The 22,039-nt window shown below is 43.4% G+C and carries 13 protein-coding genes; 10 read left to right on the forward strand and 3 right to left on the reverse strand.

The window, feature by feature from the left end; all coding sequences use genetic code 11:
• Positions 1-27: 27 nt before the first annotated feature.
• Complete coding sequence (locus tag MHH50_RS11025) at positions 28-705, forward strand: response regulator transcription factor (protein ID WP_076100805.1); 678 nt, start codon at positions 28-30, stop codon at positions 703-705.
• Complete coding sequence (locus tag MHH50_RS11030) at positions 702-2,054, forward strand: HAMP domain-containing sensor histidine kinase (RefSeq protein WP_340034309.1); 1,353 nt, start codon at positions 702-704, stop codon at positions 2,052-2,054. The genes MHH50_RS11025 and MHH50_RS11030 overlap by 4 nt, the downstream gene beginning before the upstream one ends.
• A gap of 2 nt (positions 2,055-2,056) precedes the next feature.
• On the opposite strand, the gene MHH50_RS11035 is transcribed toward MHH50_RS11030, so the two are convergent.
• The 3 genes from MHH50_RS11035 to MHH50_RS11045 all read right to left on the reverse strand — a co-directional run bounded on the left by MHH50_RS11035 (position 2,057) and on the right by MHH50_RS11045 (position 7,226).
• Entirely contained in the window at positions 2,057-2,692 is a 636-nt protein-coding gene (locus MHH50_RS11035) for a TetR/AcrR family transcriptional regulator (RefSeq protein WP_076129994.1), read from the reverse strand.
• 46 nt (positions 2,693-2,738) lie between these two features.
• A complete protein-coding gene (locus tag MHH50_RS11040) occupies positions 2,739-3,929 on the reverse strand; it encodes a pectin acetylesterase-family hydrolase (protein WP_179086845.1) in 1,191 nt (396 codons plus the stop codon).
• Positions 3,930-4,079: 150 nt separating this feature from the next.
• Positions 4,080-7,226 (reverse strand): alpha-mannosidase, encoded by a 3,147-nt coding sequence (locus MHH50_RS11045; RefSeq protein WP_076308929.1) that lies wholly within the window; start codon positions 7,224-7,226, stop codon positions 4,080-4,082.
• Positions 7,227-7,476: 250 nt separating this feature from the next.
• Here MHH50_RS11045 and MHH50_RS11050 point away from each other — a divergent pair, with 250 nt between their 5' ends.
• The 8 genes from MHH50_RS11050 to MHH50_RS11085 all read left to right on the forward strand — a co-directional run bounded on the left by MHH50_RS11050 (position 7,477) and on the right by MHH50_RS11085 (position 22,016).
• The gene (locus MHH50_RS11050; protein ID WP_175623542.1) at positions 7,477-9,315 is read left to right on the forward strand and encodes a sensor histidine kinase; all 1,839 of its coding nucleotides are present in this window, start codon (positions 7,477-7,479) and stop codon (positions 9,313-9,315) included.
• On the forward strand, positions 9,290-10,864 hold the full coding sequence (locus tag MHH50_RS11055; protein ID WP_076129997.1) for a response regulator transcription factor: 1,575 nt from the start codon (positions 9,290-9,292) through the stop codon (positions 10,862-10,864). The genes MHH50_RS11050 and MHH50_RS11055 overlap by 26 nt, the downstream gene beginning before the upstream one ends.
• A 281-nt stretch (positions 10,865-11,145) precedes the next feature.
• Positions 11,146-12,075, forward strand: a complete 930-nt coding sequence (locus MHH50_RS11060; RefSeq protein WP_076129998.1) for an ABC transporter permease subunit — start codon at positions 11,146-11,148, stop codon at positions 12,073-12,075.
• Positions 12,076-12,093: 18 nt separating this feature from the next.
• Positions 12,094-13,017, forward strand: coding sequence for a carbohydrate ABC transporter permease (locus tag MHH50_RS11065; protein ID WP_038569957.1), 924 nt, complete (start codon positions 12,094-12,096; stop codon positions 13,015-13,017).
• Positions 13,018-13,102: 85 nt separating this feature from the next.
• On the forward strand, positions 13,103-14,620 hold the full coding sequence (locus MHH50_RS11070) for an ABC transporter substrate-binding protein (protein WP_076129999.1): 1,518 nt from the start codon (positions 13,103-13,105) through the stop codon (positions 14,618-14,620).
• A gap of 122 nt (positions 14,621-14,742) precedes the next feature.
• Positions 14,743-16,062, forward strand: coding sequence for a glycoside hydrolase family 125 protein (locus tag MHH50_RS11075; RefSeq protein WP_076308928.1), 1,320 nt, complete (start codon positions 14,743-14,745; stop codon positions 16,060-16,062).
• On the forward strand, positions 16,059-19,211 hold the full coding sequence (locus MHH50_RS11080; RefSeq protein ID WP_076308927.1) for a beta-galactosidase: 3,153 nt from the start codon (positions 16,059-16,061) through the stop codon (positions 19,209-19,211). Before MHH50_RS11075 ends, MHH50_RS11080 begins: the two co-directional genes overlap by 4 nt.
• A 45-nt stretch (positions 19,212-19,256) precedes the next feature.
• Positions 19,257-22,016 (forward strand): alpha-mannosidase, encoded by a 2,760-nt coding sequence (locus MHH50_RS11085; RefSeq protein ID WP_256716128.1) that lies wholly within the window; start codon positions 19,257-19,259, stop codon positions 22,014-22,016.
• Positions 22,017-22,039: the final 23 nt, after the last annotated feature.

The following is a 22,039-nucleotide window of genomic DNA, read 5'->3' on the forward strand; positions in this document are numbered from 1 at the left end:
ATGTAAGCTTAAGAGAGGAGGACAATCGTGGCTACTATACTTATTGCTGATGATGATGATAACATCCGAAAGCTAATGTCTTTGTTTTTGCGAAAAGAAGGTTTTGACCTCAAAGAAGCCAGGGATGGCACCAAAGCGCTGTCCATTATAGAGAACTCGCGAGTCGATCTCGTCATCCTAGATATTATGATGCCAGGATTGGATGGTTGGGATCTGTGCAGAGAAATCAGGCGCTCTGATGCCAACATTCCCCTCCTCATGGTGACGGCTAAAGGAGAATCTGCACATAAAGTGAAAGGTTTTCAACTCGGCACGGATGACTATTTGACCAAACCGTTTGATCCGCTTGAACTGGTGATGCGAGTAAAAGCTTTGCTTAAACGCTCGCTGGTTGTTTCTTCCCAGTCTGTGCAGTTGGGCAATGTGGTGCTTAACCGCCGCACTTTCCAGGTTACGCGTGATGAAGAACCGGTAACGATTCCTTTGAAGGAATTTGAGCTACTGTTTCTGCTGGCTAGTCACCCTAGGCAAATCTTCACAAGAGAACAGTTGATTTCTCAAATCTGGGGATTGAACTATGAAGGAGACGGCCGGACTGTAGATGTGCATATAAGCCGGTTGAGGGAGAAATTCTGCGGTAACGACGAGCAATTTCAAATCGAAACGGCCCGCGGCCTAGGATACCGGCTGATCCCTGCGCTATGATCAAGACATTGTATGTACGCGTCGTTCTCACGTTTTTAGGCATCATTATCTTTAGTCTGATCTGTTCCTTTTTCATTGGTTTGTATGTCTTTCAGAAACAAATAAGTAACGAGGGACAGAATGAAATGATCACAGTGGGGAAGGAGATCATTCACCGTTATGATGACGCCAAGCCTGAGGATACAGACGAGTTCTTGAATAGTATGGTTAAGGTATCTGCATACCCTATCCACTTGTATAATCATTCCGGGGAATATACCTTTTATGGGCTCAAGGATAGTCCGGCCGTCACTATCACCCCCGAGGCTGTGAAACAAGTGCTGCAAGGAAAACTCTATCGTTCCTCCGCAAAAGATAAGGATACCTTTATCGGGATGCCCTTTATGTTTAACGGGGAGTGGCAAGCAATGTTCTTGCAGTATTCTGCCGAGAACGAAAATATCGTCAATCGGATGCTGCTCTTTGTGCTTTTACTCGTGCTTTTACTGGGTAGTCTATGCATTCTTATTGCCGCCAGATATTTGGTGGAGCCGATCAAAGCTTTGACGAATGCGACAAGAAGGCTGGCCAAGGGTGATTTCGAGGTAGAGCTTAAAGTAAACCGAGTAGACGAAATAGGGGAACTGACACAAAGCTATGTGGAGATGGCCGGGGAGCTGAAGCAGCTGGAACAGATGAGGCAGGATTTCGTATCCAACGTTTCTCATGAAATTCAGACACCGCTTACGTCTATTTCCGGCTTTGCCAAGGCATTGCAGAACAATGATCTAATTGTGGAAGAGGAACGTTCTGAATATCTTGATATCATCATTGCAGAGAGTGAACGTCTGTCGAGGTTAAGTGATAATTTGCTGAAGCTCGCTTCCCTGGATTCTGAACATCATCCCTTTAATGCAGGTTCCTTCAATCTTGACGAGCAGATTAGAACCATCGTTGTGACCTGTGAGCCACAATGGTCAGCCAAAGGCATCGTTATCGATCTTGAGCTGCCGGAAGCTGTCAAAATTAAGGGTGATGAAGATCAGCTGAAACAAGTATGGATGAATTTGCTGAGCAACAGCATCAAGTTCACACCTGAAGGCGGGAACATCCGCATTAGTATAGATGACAGTGCAGCAGATGTATCGGTCACCATCAGTGATAACGGGATCGGGATTTCCCCGGAAGAGTTCAACGCCGTATTCCAAAGATTTTATAAAATAGACAAGTCACGGAATGGAAACAACAATGGCAATGGCTTGGGACTTGCAATCGTTAAAAAAATTGTCTCCCTGCATCAGGGAAACATAGAAGTGGACGGTGCGGTTGGAGCGGGAACGACGATTATCGTCAGGTTGCCCCATAAGTGAAATTAAGGGTTTGTCTGATTCTTGGATTGCCGTACGCCAAACATAATGAAATCCTTGAATTGCCGGTCCATAACCCGATCTTCCTCCGTAACCACACCCCCCCGCTGATGAGTAATAATGACGGCTTTTTGTAAATACATGAAATACAGGTGGGTGGACTTGTGCAGAATGTCCAGCCACTTATTTTTTTCCTCCGGAGCGACTGATATGGACTCAAGGAGAATTAACCGTGAATACCAGCCTTCCATAGCCTGCTTAAAGTCAGGAAGTTCCGCGGGATTTTTGGAAAGCGTGCTGTAGTAAACTCCAAAAATGGCATCATAGTAGATCAGGGCTTCCTGCTGATCTCTTAATGCCAGATATTTATCGAGAATGTTCTCCAATGACTGTACAGGGTGTTCAAAATCAAAATCAAACAGCAGCTGTCCAAACATCCGCTCCAGATTAAGGACATAGATTTGAGCGGCTAACTCTTCCTTGTCCTTATAATGATGATATAAAGTACGCCGGGAGATGCCGGCTTGTTCCGCAATCTGTGCCATATCCGTGCGCTCAATACCTTGAGCACAGAATAAGCTAAGCGCTGTATCCTTAATGATCTCCCTTGTCATTTGCATTTGCTTTTCCCGCAAATTCATTGATTTTCTCTCCTGTCTTGTTGCAACTCTTCCGCTGCTTCTAGCACTATTTCTGAGCTGGCTTCGAATTCATGAGGAATTTGCTGCCCACTGAATAGGGGTTCTGCCGGTTGATCGCATCACCTAACCAATTCAGAAGCTTCGCACCATCCTGTTCAGCCTGAAAGAAGGTCTCTCTGGTGGCAAAAGTGTGCGGAGTTGTACCCGTCTTAGCGTTCAGTCCATAGTCGGTGAGATAGTAATAATAATTAGGTAAAGTGGCTGCCAAAGAAGAAACAGATTGCCGCATTTCCTGTGACCACTCATTAATGATGCTTTGATCTCTTGGCCCCTTGTAATCGTTGATGTTGTTCTGAAAGTGGATTAGAATCTCGTCAAATACCGAGTAGGATTGCAATATTATCGCATTCGCAGGAAGTAGATGGCCGTTCGCTTTAAAAGCTGCCCCGATGATATCCGCTTCAGGGGCATATCCGAAGTTCTTCACGAAGTCTGCCTGCCATTCCTGCTTCACAACATTTGGCCACTTGTCTGATTTCAAGAAGGAACTGTCTGAATATTGGAAAATCTCGGAGTTCTTGTAATGAGAGGCGATCTCGGGAGCCCAAAAAGCGGACCCGAAGCCACCAGCACTTTCGCCAGCAATCAGTAGTTTGCCGGGTTTATCCACGTTGGCATATATCCAATCGAGGCTGCTTCGCACATTATTGCTGCCGTTATAACGCATAGTAAAGGGGCTGCCGTCATCTTTTTTATATTCAACTGTGCGGTTGCCGATATGGAAGTCACCGGTTGAATAGGGAAGGTAGACCACATTCCAGCCATGAAAAGGATTGGCAGGGTTATCCGTATCCATCATGCCTCTCAGCAATGTCAACATATAGAAGGGGATGTTCTGGAAATAGTTGCCTGTATCTCCACCTTTAATAAAGTTCATAAGCTTGATGGGGTGTGCGGCACTTTGGGCATCCCAGCTGGCTCCGCCACCGGAAAAAAAGATGATCCAGTTATTATTTTCACCCTTTTTATTCCACAAAAAATACTCTGATCCATCACTTGATATGACATTTCCGTCTAGCGTGACTTTATTCCACTTGTAAGGCTTCACTTCCGCGATTACGGGGGTGGTAGTCGCCGGTCTTTTGATTACAAAAGCGCTGATTGCAAACATGGCAATCAAAACAAGGCTGAATAATCCAATACCTGTGAATATTGTGATTTTCCTCATTTTTCTCATATCCATCTCTCCCTTACTCGGAGTATACGTCAAGATCACTCATTACACAAGGTGTATACCTAAAATCATAAAACAATCGTGAGAAAATATATAAAGAGGTGTCCTCGTAGCCTTTGATCCATGGCTACAGGGACACCTCGATTGTGTATGTTACTTTATTAATTTTGCTGCTTCGATTTCAAATGTTTTTAGTTCGTAAGGTTCAAGTATAAAAGTAATGACAGGTTCAGTGTGGACTTCCCCTTCAGGACGCTCCATTAGATTACACTCTTGCCACGAAATAATATTCAAGTCGCTAGTCATATCAATTTGCTGGCGGCTTCCGGAATAGTCGTGCACACGTACGATTAATTTTTGACCATCCTCAGACTTCTTGATCGCAGAAACCATAACCTTTTGAGTAGAAAGGCGAATAAGCGACTTGGATGCTCCTTCTGCTTGACCCATGGTGCTCCGTAGAGGGTTGTTGACGGACCAAGCTTGACGGACGGTGTCACCCTGTAGCCAATCCCCAGTATGAGGCAGGATAGAGTAGGTGAAAGTATGTTCACCTTGATCCGCTTCAGGGTCAGGGTGCGTTGCCGATTTGATTAAGGATAGACGCATCACATTATCCTTGATGTCATAACCGTATTTGCAGTCGTTCAGCAAGCTAACGCCATAACCACGATCTGATAAATCTGCCCACTGATGCCCCACAGTCTCGAATCTAGCATAATCCCAGCTAGTGTTCCAATGTGTTGGACGCGTAACATTACCGAACTGGATATCATAAGTGGCTTCGGTAGCTCGTATTGCAACAGGGAAAGCTACTTTCATTAGCTGTTGTCGCTCATGCCAGTCTACCTTTGTCACGAAATCGATACGACGATGGTGTGCATGTAAGATCATTTGCTGCTTAATCGTGGAATCCATATAACTCCATGTGAATTGTACAACACATCGCAATGAACCCTTTTCTATGACTTCAATGCTGCGGCAGTCGGTGACTTCACGTTTCTTTTGCTGATAGTAGATGTCAATGTCCCAAGCTTCATGGGCTAGGGGTTTATCTTCAAACACTTGGAACACGTTACCGTGACTTCCGTTTGCTAATACTTGTCTTTGTTCATTTATATCATAGATGGATACTAATTGACCTTGTTCGTTCCACTCAATTTCGAAGTGAGGCGTTGAGATTCCTGATTCATTTAGCTTGAATGGAGCGCTTAGTGACTTAGAATTCACATCTTCTACAAAGGAGATCGTTGTGTATCCAAGAGAAGGAATGTTAGATACTTCAACGATCCAGCGGTCACCTTCACGCTGAGCTTGTAGTTGTTTTCCTTCTGAGCTTATCCAATGTCCTGTTTCCATCCCGGCTTCAACAGTAATTTCTACGAGTTCTGTCAGCTCCCAAGCAGCATTGTTCCAGATCGTATATTTACCGGCTTCATTTCCGCTCACAAGTGCCTTACTGGATTGCTCCCAGACAGACTGACCTATTGCTTCTGCTTGTGCATATTCAATCGTACTGTCTTCATATACTTCACGAATCGAAGAGCCCGGAATAATATCATGGAATTGGTTGCGCAAAATAATTCTCCAGCCCTCGTCTAAATCGGTCTGACGATAGTTCGACCAGTCACCTGTCATTACACTTTGCAGTGTATTTAGCCATTCCGCCTCACGGTATAGCAGTTCAAGCTTACGGTTCATCCGCTTATTGTAGGCTTGGCTTGTGTAGGTGCCGCGGTGATATTCTAAGTAAAGCTCGCCATCCCATACATGGACATAACGATCTGTATTTGCAACAGTTTCTTGCAGGGTACGGAAGTAGTCTCCCGCTGTTCCTGTTTCAATCTTCGGCAGACCGGGAAGATCGTTTAGCCGACGGCGCATCTCTAGCATTTCACGGTTCACACCCCCGCCACCATCGCCATATCCGTAAGAAAGTAACAGATTGCGATTTACTTCTTTATCCCGGTAAGTATCCCAAATTCCTTTTACAGTCTTAGGAATAATCCGGCCATTATAAGTGTAGAACCAAGAATCTTCTTCGGACCAAGGCTCAGGCGTTGTAATAAAGTGTGTTAACACCTCTGTGCCATCAATCCCACGCCATTGAAAGGTATCATGGGGCATCCGGTTATATTGATTCCAGCTAATTTTTGTGGTCATGAAGGTATTAATTCCTGATTTTTTTAGAATTTGTGGCAAGGACCAGCTGTAGCCAAATACGTCCGGCAGCCATAAATAGTCACATTCAACCCCAAATTCATTACGTAAGAAGCGAGTTCCATAGAGTAATTGACGGACTAGAGACTCCCCTGAGGTCAAGTTGCAATCTGCCTCAAGCCACATGCCGCCGCCAGCTTCCCAGCGTCCTTCAGCTACACGTTCACGAATATTTTCATAGATTTCGGGATAGTCATTTTTGATATATTCATAGAGTTGCGGCTGAGTCTGTAAAAAGGTATAGTCCGGGAACATTTCCATCAGACGTAGTACGGTTGAGAAGGAACGCGCACATTTCTCACGGGTGTGTTTCAATTGCCACAACCAAGCCACATCAATATGGGTATGGCCAATACAGGTAACTGTGACGGGTGAGGATTTCTCCATTTTGTTAATTTCATCACGCAAATAATTGCGGGCTTCCCCGATCGAAGCGTAGAAGTTGTCTGAACCTGGACGAGACCAGTCGATCAGAAGAAAGGAGCGGTCTACTGTACTCATAAGTTGTGTATATTCTGGAGTTTTGGCATCGAGTACGTTCAGCGTCTCAACTACAGCAAGCGCGGTAAAATAGAAATCATCCGTTGGTTCATCCAGCCAACAAATTTCAGCCATGCGAATCCCATGTGTCTGATCTTTTTTAGGGCCGCCACCTTCGAGTCCCGACCATAACCGGAAGGTCAGTGGAAGCTGAGTGCCTGCCGTTTCATTTGGCAAGAACACTTCGGTATGATTGGAATCCACACCTTGATAGGGTTTGCCGTTGAAAAAGAATAAGGATTCAAATCCGGAGTTATTTCCAGCACCCGTCTCGCCAAAATCAAATCGACCCAGTACTCTACGGCCTGCCCAAGTAGCGGGTACGTCTATATTTGTCGTTAGCCATAAATACAAATCGCGGCCTTTCCAAGTATCTCCAACTCGTAGCTTAGACCATTCTCCATCCACGGGCGGTTCGGCTGCAATTTCACCTTGTTCGTCAATCATTGAGTTGAAAAAAGGAATGTGTATACGATCCCGGTAACGATATTCGGAAATTTCGTTTAGTTGGGAGTTGAGTTTGCGTTTGGTTAGAAACATGAGTAATAGCCCCTCCAATATGTTGATGGGGGACGAGGAAATTAAGATCTATTTGGGTTATTATAAGTTTGTTTGGGGGGTAGAAATCAACTATAGACGATTTTGTGTGAGTTGTAAACTCTCGGTGGAGAGAAAAGTTGGAGCGCTAGAATATATAAATAAAAAAATGCATGCGCTTCCATTGCAGAAAAAGAAGTGTGATGTTAAGCTTCTAATCCTAAAGGTGATATTCAGAAAGAAGGTGGCTTTGTTGAATGTAAAGAAATTTTATCAAAACCATTTGCAGAAAAAACTGTTCAATAAAATTTTAGCTATATACTCTTCGATCATCATAATTACGTTAATTGCCTCATCCATTACCGTATATAAATACTATGAACAGACGATCACTCGCCAACATGTAGATGCCAATCGGGAGGTGCTGGATTATGTAAGTTTGTATATGAATCAGCAGTACGAAAGCATCCAGGTAGCCATCCAGCAAATTTATAGCGATGCCTCTGTTAGTGAGGATTTGTCCTACTTTTTGCAAAATGATTATGGGGATTATCTTAAATACCGTTTAGATCAATATGCAGACATAGGGAGCTCCGTTCCTCATACGTTCGATACTTATTTCAAAACCTATTTGAATCAGAAAAACGGGATTTATGACGTTATTTTATACAGTACAGAGAAAGAATTTTATTATTTATATAAAAATAATACCCGACAATTTTACTTGAGCGACATGGACGGTTCTAAGCAAAAGTTATCCTTACCGAAGAATGGCTGGGTCTCGCATGAAACCAAATTAGTGCTTAAGGAAATAAGAGAAGACAATAACAATTTGTATACAATGACTAGGGAAATTAAAGATCCGATTACACTGAAAACGATCGGGATGCTCATAGTAGATTTTGACGCAGAACTTATTTCAAAATGGCTTGGCACAAAAGTTGCAGAAAATAATGGTCAATTGTTGGTCTTAACCCCAAGCGGTGACGTTATATATGATTCATTGGGAAGGTATATGGGACAGCGATATCCACATCTCGATGCGCTTCATGCGGATGGTTGGACAACACTGGATGGGATCTCCAAGGTTAACTTAAATACAACGAATAGCTCAGGTCTTATTATGGCAGGGATCATTCAGAAGTCACAGGTCAACAACGAAATGAAAACGGTTCGAACTTGGATTATCGGGATTACCACAGCGCTTATTATTACTGCAATGTCTTTTACATACGGAATTATTTTACGTTTTTCTAAAAAAGTGAAGATCATTATCAAATCTATGAAGCGCTTACAGGAAGGTGATTTAAGCACACGTATTCACCTAAATCGAGAAGATGAATTGCAGCTAATTGCCAACAACTTTAACTATATGTGTGAAAGATTAGAACTCTATATTAATAAAGTGTACATTTCGGAGCTTACGCAGAAAAATGCAGAGCTAGTTGCACTTCAATCGCAGATTAATCCACACTTTTTATATAACACACTTGAGGCGATTAGGATGCGGGCAATTACGCAAGGAGCGAAGGATGTAGGTCAGATGATTTACATTTTATCGACATTATTTCGAACGATGATTAAGAAAAGCATGGTCGTTACAATATCTGATGAGATTGAATACTGCAATTTGTATCTGGAGTTGTTTCAGATTAGACATAAAGATAGGCTCCAAATCATATCACAAATAAGTCCAGTTGCCATGAATTGTTCTATCGTTAAATTGCTCATCCAACCGGTCATTGAAAATTATATTGTTCACGGATTTAGACCTGACCGTTTTGGCAATCTCATCCGTATTGAAGTTACTGAATCTGGCGGGGGAATTCAAATTGCTATAAGTGATAACGGGAATGGAATTACTGCCAGCAAGCTGACAGAGCTACAGCAAATGCTTCAAGTCAGTATGAGAATGGATGAACCTCCTTCTTCGGTAGGCCTATGTAATGTGAATGAACGAATTAAACTTTATTATGGGACTGAATATGGATTAACGATCGCTAGTGAAGTAAATAAAGGAACAATAGTCATCATGAATATACCAGTAGTAAGGGAGAGTACTAATAATGCACAATATACTTATCGTGGATGATGAACCTCTTATTCTTGAAGGATTACGTTCAGTGATTGAATGGGAAAAATATGGATTGAGAATCGCGGGACAAGCGTCTAATGGGGAAGAAGCTTTAGAATTTCTACGCAATCATAATGAAGGGATCGACATATTAATTACTGACATTACGATGCCAAAACTTACGGGACTTGAACTGATTCAGCAAATAAAGGTTTTTGATTCAAAAATGAGGTTTATAATCTTGAGCGGGTATGAGCAATTTGAGTATTTAAAAGCTGGAATGAGTCTAGGCATTGAAAATTATATTCTCAAACCCATTAATATACATGAGTTGGAATCAACCATTGAACAAATTGTTGAAGTGCTGAATCAAGAGGATGTTGAACAATTTCATGCTAAAGAGGATTGGCAAGTTCTACGTAACAATATTCTAAACCGCTGGGTAACTGGCAATATAGGCCGGCAGGAGCTACAGCACCGTTCAAAAGTCTTAAATATCTCACTGGACTGTTCATTTTTTACGGTGGCTGCGATTCGGCTTATCACCGAACAGGATGACGATGAGGGCCAGGATAAACTCCATAGGAATCAGCTTATGGATGAATGTTATCGTATCGCTGTGAAATCATTAGAGCAACTTGGAACCGTTATTGTATTTATAGATATGGAAGGTGATCTTGTTCTTATTATTGCTGAGCGGGCTGAAGCTGAGAACAAAGAAGAGCTTTATTGTGTACTGGAGCAAGTGCAATGTGAGATTATGCATGAGTTAGAAAAGTCTGTCTGGATAACGATAGGAAGTAAGGAGCATGCTTTTCAGGAAGTCCCAAATAGTTATAAAAAGGCGAAGAGTTTATATGTTGATCATCTTATGCTACCGGGTTACCCGATTATAGATGTGGAACAACTGTCAAAGATGGTTCTGCATGAGGAGAAGCTCGAAATTGATTATGAGGAATTCACCAAATTATTATTATCTGGAGACCGGGAGGCTACGAACCAATTTATCGCAGAAACGTTCGAAAAGCTGTTTGGCTGTGGCATGATTACCCGCATTGATAATTACAACGTAGCGATTGAGTTAATGTTGATTGCTAAGAAAATGGAGAAAAACTCTAATTTTAGTGCCGTGTTTAATCCATTGCTGCGCATACATACTATTGAGCAATTGGTGCACCATGTGCAGGAAAGTGTGAAAGAAACACTGGACCAATTATCATTAGTAAATGATGAGCTCAGTCCGAATATGAGATATATGGTTGATCAAGTAAGCAAACACTATAGAGAAGAGCTATCCCTGAAAACGCTCAGTCAGCGTATGGAAATGCATCCTAATTATTTGGGCCAGCTATTTCAGAAGGAAATGGGCCGTAGTTTCTCTGATTATGTTAATCAATTTCGAATTGAAAAGGCAAGACAATTGCTGCTTCAAACTACGTTACTAACCAACGAAATTGCAGCTGAAGTAGGATATCCGGATCCAGCATATTTCTATCGCCAGTTTAAAAAATCAGTAGGTGTATCGCCGACAGAGCTTCGGAATATGTACAAAAAAGCAAGATCCTAAAATAAAGGAAATGTTCCTGAGTATCACGTTCAAGTACGGGCTTCATGGACGTTGATAACGAGAATGTTTCCTTTTTTTTTGCTCAAATTTAAGGGGAAATAGACTTTTTAAATGTCCTTTCTGCTGTGGATCTTTAATTTTTACATCTGATTCTGGAGTTTTTCAACTTTATGAAACCGCTTTTATAGCGCAGAATTAAGGGTAGTTAAAGGGGCGAGGGAAAAAGATCGAAGGGATATATAGGGGTTGTTTGGGGATAGAGAGAAGGGGGATGTGGAATAATGCCTGCATTTTTCAAAAGTTTAATTAAGGATAAAGTACTCTGGTTTATGGTATTACCAGGGACATTATGGTTCCTGATCTTTTGCTACTTACCGATGTTTGGAACAGTAATTGCATTCAAGGATTTCAAGATTCATCGGGATGGATTCTTTGCAAGCGTTTTAAATAGTAAGTGGGTTGGCCTTGAAAATTTTAACTTTTTGTTCTCGACGGAGGACGCCTATATCATTACAAGAAATACGATTCTTTATAACTTGGCGTTGATCTCTCTCGGTTTAGTTCTTGCGGTGGGCATTGCGATCACCTTAAATGAACTTGTAAACAAACGGATGGCTAAAGTTTATCAAACGGCGATGTTTATGCCTTACTTCCTTTCTTGGGTCATTATTAGTTTCTTTACCTTCAGCTTTCTGAGTGTAGATAAAGGAATATTGAATCAAGTGGTTGTTTACTTCGGAGGCGATCCTATTTCCTGGTATGGGGATACTCGCTTTTGGCCATATATCCTAATTTTCATGGGGATTTGGAAATCAATTGGTTATTCAAGTGTTGTTTACTTAGCGGCTATAGCGGGTATCGACAAGTCCTACTATGAAGCAGCTATGATTGATGGGGCCAGCAAATGGCAGCAGATTAAGTTTATTACACTTCCTTTGCTTAAACCTTTAATGGTAACGCTAACGATTTTAGCGATTGGTGGTATTTTTAGATCGGACTTCGGTTTATTCTATCAAATCCCTCGGGATTCAGGTGTTCTATACTCCGTAACGAATGTTATCGATACTTATATTTATCGCAGCATGAGTACGACAGGTAATCTAGGGATGAGTACAGCAGCGGGTCTATATCAATCGATTGTTGGATTTATCATGGTGCTTGTAACGAATTCTATTGTGAAAAAGATCAGCAAAGAGAATGCGATATTCTAGAAAGGAGTTAGTGACGTTATGGCAGTATTCAAACGTAAGCCAAAAGAAATCGACAACAACGCCATTACTCCTTTATGGAATGTGGTACTCAATATTATAATTGGCATCTTCGCTTTTACTTGTGTGTTTCCGTTCTTGTTTGTCATAGCCATTTCTTTTACAGATGAGAAAGTACTTGCTCTAAATGGATTTAGCTTGTTACCCGAAAAATATAGTTTAGCAGCTTATCAGTTTGTTTTTAACACAGGTGATCAATTGCTTCGTTCCTTTGGAGTTACTTTGATGGTTACTGTACTAGGTACGCTCATTAGTTTATTTTTAATAACAACTTATGCGTATGTTCTCTCTCGAAGATCATTTCGCTATCGTAATTATTTCAGCTTCTTCGCCTTCTTCACGATGTTATTCTCAGGCGGAATGGTTCCCAACTATATCGTGGCTACGCAGTTTTTACATTTGTACAACACGATATGGGCTTTAATATTGCCCATCGCGATGAATGCATTCTTTATTCTAGTAATGCGGACCTTCTTCCAGACTAGCGTACCTGATGCACTCATTGAGGCTGCCAAAATTGATGGGTCTGGTGAGTTTCGGACCTTCCTGCAAATTGTACTTCCAATCTCTTTACCGGGGATTGCAACGATTGGATTGTTCTGTACGCTGGGCTATTGGAATGATTGGTTTAATGCCCTGCTGTATATAGATGATGCGAGTCTTGTTCCACTCCAAGCGATGCTGATGCGAATTCAGAATAATATGGAGTTTGTCATTCAGAACAGTATGCAGATGGGATCAAGCTTTGAGATTGCTGCAACCTTGCCAACAGAAACCGTTCGTATGGCGATGGTTGTACTGGCGACCTTGCCTATAGCACTAGCGTATCCGTTCTTCCAAAAGTATTTTGTACAAGGCTTAACCGTGGGCTCTTTAAAGGAGTAACACTACTAAGATGTATTTATTCGAATCGCTAGGACAGGAATCGATATAAATAAAGCGTTCATTAATCTAAAGGGGGAAAATAGAAATGAAAATGAAAAAAGGCTTAACACTCGCTCTTGCAGGGACAATGCTTTTTTCTGGCCTTCTAGCTGGATGTGGTTCGAATAATAATACAAATGCTGCTAAAGAAACAAACAATTCAGCGGCAGCAGGGAATTCAGCAGGGAACACATCAGAATTAAAGCCATATGAGTTGAAGATGTATTTAATTGGTGGGCCTCAAAAGGATTTAGATCTTGTCTTAAAAGAAGTTAACAAATATACCCAAGAAAAAATTAACGCGACGTTGAACATAACGATGTTCGATTGGGGCGATTACGATAAGAAGATGCAAGTCATCACCGCTTCTGGTGAGCCTTATGATATTGCCTTTACCTCTTCTTGGACAAATGACTTCCGCCGTAACGCAGCTAATGGTACGTTCTTGGGTCTGAATGATCTGCTAGATAAGTATGGTAAGGAAACGAAAGAAGTTTTGGACCCTCGTTTCTTAGAAGGAACTAAGATTAAAGGTGAGATCTATGGTGTTCCTGTAAATAAGGAGCTTGGACAGCAATGGGTATGGCGCTTCAATAAGAAATATGTTGATAAATACAACATGGACATTTCCAATATCCGTACATTGGATGATCTAGAGCCACTTCTTAAAACGATTAAAGAGAACGAGCCGGCTGATATTACACCGCTAGCTGTTCCTAAAGGCTTTAAACCATTTATGCCATTTGACTATGTACTAGGTGATGAGCTACCTATCGGGGTCTATATGGATTCCACAGATGGCAAGGTTGTTAATATTCTGGAGACACCTGAACTTGCAACATCGTTAGATACGATGCGTAGACTTTACACAGCAGGTTACTTACGCCCAGACGTTGCAACACTTGAAGGTATTGATAACATTAAGACCGGTAAATGGTTTGCCGATCGCGAAATTACACAGCCTTATGCAGAAAAAGGTTGGTCTCGTTCAGCAGGTTATGAAATTGTAACTTCGCCTATGCATGAGCCTTATGTATATACACAGTCCGCCGCTGGTTCGATGCACGCGATTTCCGTAACCTCAGGTGATCCTGAGCGCGCGATGATGTTCTTGAATCTTTTGAATACAGATAAGTACTTACGCAATTTGCTCAACTATGGTATTGAAGGAACACATTATAAGAAAATCTCTGACAATGTCATTGAAGATCTGCCAGCTATGCAAGATAGCTATGCAATGCCAGGCTTCACACTTGGAAACATGTTACTGACTTATCTGCATGCTGATGACCCTGCTGATAAATGGGATGCTTTCAAGAAGTTTAATGATTCTTCAAAAGAAGCCCCTACTTTCGGTTTTGCATTTGATCCTACACCTGTAAAAACAGAAGTAGCGGCTATCAACAACGTAACTAAAGAATTTATGCCAGCGCTATACACAGGTTCTGTTGATCCTAAAACATATCTGCCAAAAGCAGCGAAGAAATTTAAAGAAGCTGGACTTGATAAAGTCATTGCAGAAGTTCAAAAGCAACTTGATGAGTGGAACCAGACAAAGAAATAAGCTAATGAACGTAACACGCCTAAGATTAATCACTAAAGGTAACTCAAATAGGATTAGTGGAGACGGGCAGCTATGCTGCCCGTCTCTCTATCTATCCCCATTTATTATGAAGGAGTGAGAATATGGAACAATTCCGACTTCCCGCCATCTCTATGCCGAAGCTGCCGCTTCCTCAAGCGGTTCAAGAAGTATTGAACGAAGCAGAGGAGAAGTTAGCTCATCGGCCGAAGCTGTTGCAGCTCTTTAAGAACTGTTTCCCTAATACGCTTGAGACAACGACTAAGCTTATGGATGATGGAACAACGTTTGTAATTACAGGAGATATCCCGGCTTCTTGGTTGCGAGATTCTGTGGAGCAGGTTATGCACTACGTGCCCTTTGCTAAAAACGATCCCGATCTTCAGCGGATTATTGGCGGGTTAATTAAACGTCATATCGAGTATATTCATATCGATCCGTACGCCAATGCGTTTAATGAGACAGCGAATGATTGGCATTGGAGCACTAGCGATATTACGGAAATGTCTCCTTGGGTGTGGGAACGTAAATTCGAGATCGATTCTCTTTGTTTTTCCATGCGTCTGGCTTATGCCTATTGGAAAGAAACCGGAAAGGCTGATATATTCGACGCCGGATTTAAGGCAGCAATGTTCAAAATATTCAACCTGTTCAAAACTGAACAGCGCCATAGTGAATTATCTCCATACCGCTTTACGCGTAACAATGGGATTCCTGAAGATACACTGCGTAATAACGGTCTAGGTATGCCTGTTAATTACACGGGTATGGTCTGGTCGGGATTCCGCTCGAGTGATGATGCATGCGACTTTCATTACAACATCCCGGGGAATATGTTCGCTGTTGTTGCATTACGTCATATGCAGGAATTCGCTGAATGGGTATTCCGTGATCATGAATTTCTGGAACAGCTTAAAGCATTAGAAGCTGAGATTGATCACGGAATTCAATTGTATGGTATTTATCGTCATCCGAAATTCGGTCCAATCTACGCCTACGAGACCGATGGTTATGGCAACTACTGCTTGATGGATGATGCGGGAACACCAGGACTCCTGTCGATTCCTTATCTCGGCTATGTTACCGCAGAGGATGAAATTTATCAGAATACGAGACGATTTGCTCTGAGCAAGGAGAATCCTTTTTATTTTGAAGGAACCGCAGCGAAGGGAATCGGCAGTCCGCATACTCCCAAAGACTACATCTGGCATATGGCATTATCGATGCAAGGTTTGACGGCTTCAACTAAGGAAGAAAAGCTGGAGATGCTTGCGATGTTAGAAGCTACAGATGCGGATACTGGCTTTATGCATGAGGGATTCCATGTTGATGATCCGAATACGTTCACTAGAAAATGGTTCGCCTGGTCCAATAGCCTGTTCTCCCAACTTGTCTATAAAACGATGAAGGAAGGACTACTATGACCAGCTCGAGCAGACCTGTCATCATATTTTATGATTCTGATTTTCCAATTTCCAGTCCCATTCCTAGCGATGCGATTACATCCATGAGTGAGTTCGGATCTATTGTAAATGAGAATCAGCTTGCACAAACGCTATGCGAAACGGAAGGCGGCTGTTTCATCAATCTGCATGCCCCTTATTTCCCGAAAGCGGCCTGGATAGCCATTCTTGAATACCTGCAAAGAGGTGGCGGGCTGATTAGCATTGGAGGCGCACCCTTCAAACAACCTGTTCGTTGGGAAAATAGCCGATGGCATGTGGAAGCGGAGCAGACTTCCTATCATCAGGAGCTGTATATTCATGAGGCACTTCGTGTTGAATGCTCACGCAACCATTCATTGCTTGCCTTGGATGTCATTCCTCTGCTTAAGGGTCAAGAATCTCTTTTTCTAACGAGTGCAGACACATGGAACCTCGTGCCACATACGACAAAGTCGAGTGATTTACCACATCAAATGGGCTCGGCAGGTCCGATGAGCACACGGATTTACCCGCTCTTAAAGGGAATTACGTCCGAGGGTCGAGAAACGGCTGCCCCAGTGGTTCTTTGGGAGAATACGATTGGTTTATATGCAGGTTCACGCTGGCTGTTCGTAAATACACCTGCAACAGCTTCTTTTTGGGAGCAAAAAGGTCCTTCCGCGATATCCAATTGGGCTCGTTTCTGCAGCAAGGGTGTTACGGAAATGTGGGTTAAGCCCAATTACGCGTCTTATGAATCAGGAGAACGAGCTTCCCTAACCCTTCAGATTCAGCAGCTTGAACGAGTGAGACCTTCTATGCGAAATGAAGATACATGGAATTTCACAATTCATGTAGAGCATGAATCAGATACCTCTTTGAAGTGGTCTCAGAGTTTGGAAATGAAGGCGAATGCAGAACTAAACATGGTGCGTCTGCCTATTCCTTTGGAGATAAGTAGGGGCCTCTACCAGATTGTCTGTGAAGCAGAAGCCAGTGATGGTGAGGTTCGTATTCTGCGCCAAGGGTTCTGGGGTCATGCTCCTGAGCTGCTGGCAGCAGGCCATCCGGTAACGAGCGGCAGAGATTATTTTATAAAAGATGGGCGTCCGCTACCAGTGGTCGGCATGACTTATATGGCGAGTGATGTGGCGCGTAAATTTCTATTTCTGCCGAACGCCGGAGTTTGGGATCGTGATATGGGCCAGATGCGGAAGGCCGGGATTAACTGGATCCGTACAGGGATCTGGACAGCTTATCGCAATGTGATGCAAGACGATGGACATGTCTCGGAAGAAGTATTGCGGGCGATCGACGCCTTCATCATGACGGCGAAGAAGCATGATCTTCAAGTCACCTTTACTTTCTTTTCCTTCACCCCGGAAACTTGGGGAGGGGTGAATCCTTATCTGGACCCACAAAGTGTGGAGGCTCAGAAGCGGTTCATTCGGTCTATTGTATCTCGTCATAAAGATTCTTCGAATGTAGACTGGGATCTTATTAATGAACCGTCGATGTTTGATCCGGACCGTATTTTCTCGGACGGCCCGAGTTCATGCCATGATCGCTTTGAGCGACAAGCTTTCATAGAATGGCTTCGACATAGACATGTGGAAATTGAAGTACTACAGGAACGTTGGAATATGACGCCCGCACAGCTTACGGACTTTGCATCGGCAGGGCTGCCTGAAGCAAAAGAGATGAACTTCGACGTACAAGATATGCACAGTGCCAAGAGGGGAACACGCTGGTTGGATTATTGTCTGTTTTCTATGGAGATGCATAACCGTTGGGTGAAGCAATTATACGACACCATTAAGGAGCAATGTCCAGCTCAGATGGTTACGGTTGGCCAGGATGAGGGACTAGGAGCGCAGCGTCCTTCGCCGTTTTTCTATGAGGAGGCGGTAGATTACACTACTGTGCATTCCTGGTGGTTTAACGACTATTTGATATGGGATGGCATTTTTGCCAAAACCCCCAATAAGCCAAACCTAATTCAGGAGACTGGCGTCATGTATGTAGAAGCTCCAGATGGCCGAGCCAAACGTTCAGAACAAGAGCTGCGGAATTTGCTGGAACGGAAGTATGCTTACGCTTTTGGAACGGCTGGTGCGGGGGCTATTCACTGGATCTGGAATACGAATTTCTATATGGATAATGCGAATGAGTCCCATATCGGAGCACTGAGAGCAGATGGAACCGAGAAGCCTGAGGCAGACGTATCTTATGATTTCGGGAAGTTTATAGAAGGTATCCGTGATATATTTGGTGATCGGAAATTGGAAGAGATTGCGGTGGTGTTCCCTTATTCGAATGATTTCTCTAATCGAAAGTTGGCTTTTGCGTCTACAACAGAGCTTACCCGCATTCTGTCTTATGAGCTCAAGATGTCTTTTCGGGGGGCATCCGAATACCATCTAGATGATTTGGAAAAGAACCCTGCGAAGATGATTATACTGCCAAGCGCGCATAACTTCGCTGATGCAGCGATGGAACGGTTGTTACACATTGTTGAAGAGACAGGAGCGGTGTTGCTTGCCACTGGCCCGCTCGGAATTGATGCTTATTGGCGTTCATCAGACCGCTTGAATGATATTCTTGGCAAACGTGAATTGCGTAATGTGCGCCGCGAAGAAGTGCTTAGCCTTCAAGGCCAAGAACTCCCCGTCTCTTTCGGCCACCGCCGGATAGCTGAGGTGACGAAGGAAACGATCATTCAAAAAAATGGTGGAAGTTCTACTATAGACACTGTCGTGAACCTTCCGCTGGGCAAGGGTCGACTCCTATGGAGTCCACTGCCAGTTGAATTGAGTGAGCGTAGGGATACTACGGCTGCACTTTACCGCTACGCGGTTAATGCTGCTTTTGTGGAACGTGATTTTGAATGGATTAGTGGTGGGGACTTAGCGGGTATCTACGGACGAAAACTGAGCTTTGCTACGGGTGCACTTTTTACCTTCGTGTCGGAATATGCCCAAGATGCAAAGATCGAGGTGAAGGATTCAGCCACTGGCCGAACTTATTCGTTCGTGTTGGAACAGGAACGTTCTGTTCTTTTTGCCACGGATAGTAAAGGAGATTTGCTTGGTGTTTATCGCCCGCAGGAAGTCGAGATCCATGTGAATTATCCACATTTTCTACATTAAGCATCTTAGTAGATAGAACGCATTGCATATAAGGAGGTCTTCACTTTGGAAAGTTCAAAACAATCAATTAGCCCTCAGACAGCCCATATCATTTCACATACACACTGGGACCGGGAATGGTATCTTCCCTATGAGAAGCATCATGTACGCTTAGTGAAACTGGTTGATGAATTACTGAACCGGTTGGATGAGGATAACGAATTTAAGAGTTTCTATCTGGATGGACAGACGATTATTCTGGAAGATTATCTTCAGGTACGTCCCGAAAATCAAGAGCGGCTGCAGAAATATATTACGGAAGGTCGCCTTCTAATAGGACCTTGGTATATTTTGCAGGATGCGTTCCTTACTAGTGGGGAGGCCAATGTTCGTAATATGCAGATTGGCCATCAGGATTCGAAGCGTTACGGGGAACCCTCCAAAATCGGTTATTTTCCGGACACCTTTGGTCTAGTCGGCCAGACTCCACAATTAATGCTGCAATCCGGCATCAATAATGCCTTTTTTGGAAGAGGTGTGAAGCCCACTGGATTCAATAATACGGTGTCGGATGGAGGTTACGAATCCTCATTCTCGGAGCTGATTTGGGAAGGTCCTGATGGATCAAAAGTGGTCGGCATCCTATTTGCCAATTGGTATTCTAACGGAAACGAAGTGCCTGTAAATGAAGCAGAAGCCAAAGTGTTCTGGGAGAAAAAGCTGGCAGATGCGCGGAAGTTTGCCTCTACAGGTGAGCTGCTGTTCATGAATGGTTGTGATCATCAGCCGGCTCAACTGGATTTGCCAGAGGCTATCGAAACTGCGAAGCGGTTGTATCCAGATATGGAGTTCATTCATTCGAACTTTCCTGATTACCTTAAGGCCGTAGAGGGTGTAATGGATCGCAGCAATCTGTCGACTGTAAAGGGCGAACTGCGGAGCCAGCATACCGATGGATGGGGTACGTTAGTGAATACCGCGTCTGCTCGTGTCTATTTGAAACAGAGGAATCAGGAAGGGCAAATCTTGCTTGAAAAGTTGGCCGAGCCACTTGCTTCGTTCGCACATTTACTGGGAAAAGAGTACCCCCATCATCTGTTCACCTATGCATGGAAGACATTAATGCAAAATCATCCGCATGATAGTATTTGTGGATGCAGCGTGGATGAGGTACACCGTGAGATGGTCACCCGTTTTGACAAAAGCCGTCATGTGGCAGAGACCATTGTTGAGGATAGTAAACGAGTGATTGCAGAAGCTGTGGATACGTCCGGGTTTACAGCATATGGTGAAGACGTGCTTCCACTAGTAGCGATGAATATGACGGGTTGGAGTCGCACGGGTACTGTGAGCGTAGAACTTGATGTGGCGCGTCTATATTTGCGAGAAGGATTCTCTCTGGAAGAAACGGCTAGCCGTATGATTGGAATTGACTTGCACGGTCGTATGTTAGTAGACGATCAAGGGAATAACATTGCCTGCCAGCTGAAGGACTTGGGGCTTCAGTTTGGTTATGATTTGCCAGATGATAAGTTCCGTCAGCCGTATATGTGCCGCCGGGTAAGACTTACCTTTGAAGCCGTAGAAGTTCCTGCGCTAGGTCTTCGATCATATGCTTGGGTTCGCCGAGCAGATGCAAAACTGGCAATAGCCGCTGAATCTTTGCTATATGGAGATCGGGTGCTGGAAAATGACGTTATCAAGGTAGTCATTAATGATGATGGTTCGTTTATGCTAAGTGACAAAACTAGTGGAGTGACCTATCAAGATCTTGGTGTATATGAAAACACCGGGGATATCGGCAATGAATATATGTACAAACAGCCAGAGGCTGAACAAGCTTTGACGACTAAAGGACTGAAGGCTAACATTTGTGTACTGGAAAATACATCGTTTCGCGCCGCTATAGAAATTAACCATAACTGGGAGATTCCAGCCTCGGCAGATGATAAGCTGGATGAGGAGCAGCGTGCACTGGTTTATTATCCGGAGCGCAAAGCTCAGCGCAGTAGTGACACAGTCATTCTGAAACTTCGTACTGTAATCTCCTTGGAGCGGGGCGGAAAGGGATTGCATATCGAAACGACAATAGATAACCACGCCAAAGATCACCGGATTCGTATACTGTTTCCAACAGATTTGAACGCTGCCACGCATCGTGTAGATTCGATGTTCGAGGTTGCTGAGCGGAATATTGAACCAGCCACAGAATGGAAGAATCCGAGTAACACGCAACATCAGCAAGCCTTTGTTGATGTTAGTGATGGGAAAGCGGGTCTAACCGTCGCTAATTTTGGATTAAATGAATATGAAGTGCTGCGAGATGGGCGTAACACTATTGCGATTACGCTGCTACGTTCTGTTGGCGAACTTGGTGACTGGGGGCTATTCCCAACTCCAGAAGCGCAGTGTCTGGGAGAGCACGTTGTTCGTATGGAGCTAATCCCGCACACAGGTGAGGGTATAACTTCTGGTGCTTATGCTGAAGCTTACCAATTCCAGGTTCCGTGGATTGTATGTCAGACAGATGTACATGCAGGCGTGGTTGCGCCGGTGTATACTCCATTTGATTGGGAGAGTAGGGAACTCGCATTTTCTTCACTGAAAATGAACGAGCAGACTGGAGATATACTGCTGCGTTGGTACAACATGAGTCAGCAGAACACCAACCTGGCCTTCCATTCGTCTATTCCACAGCAGTATTTCTATAAAACGACGATTCTAGAAGAGGAGAGCCACCCAGTCACTAGTGATGAGAAAGAGAAAGGTAGCTTTGACTTACAGATCGGTTCATGCGAAATTGTAACGATTGGTATTAGAAAATAAATGGAAAAGGACGGTATCCAGAG

The organism is Paenibacillus sp. FSL H3-0302 (assembly GCF_037982245.1).
GTDB classification, from domain to species: Bacteria; Bacillota; Bacilli; order Paenibacillales; family Paenibacillaceae; genus Paenibacillus_AQ; species Paenibacillus_AQ odorifer.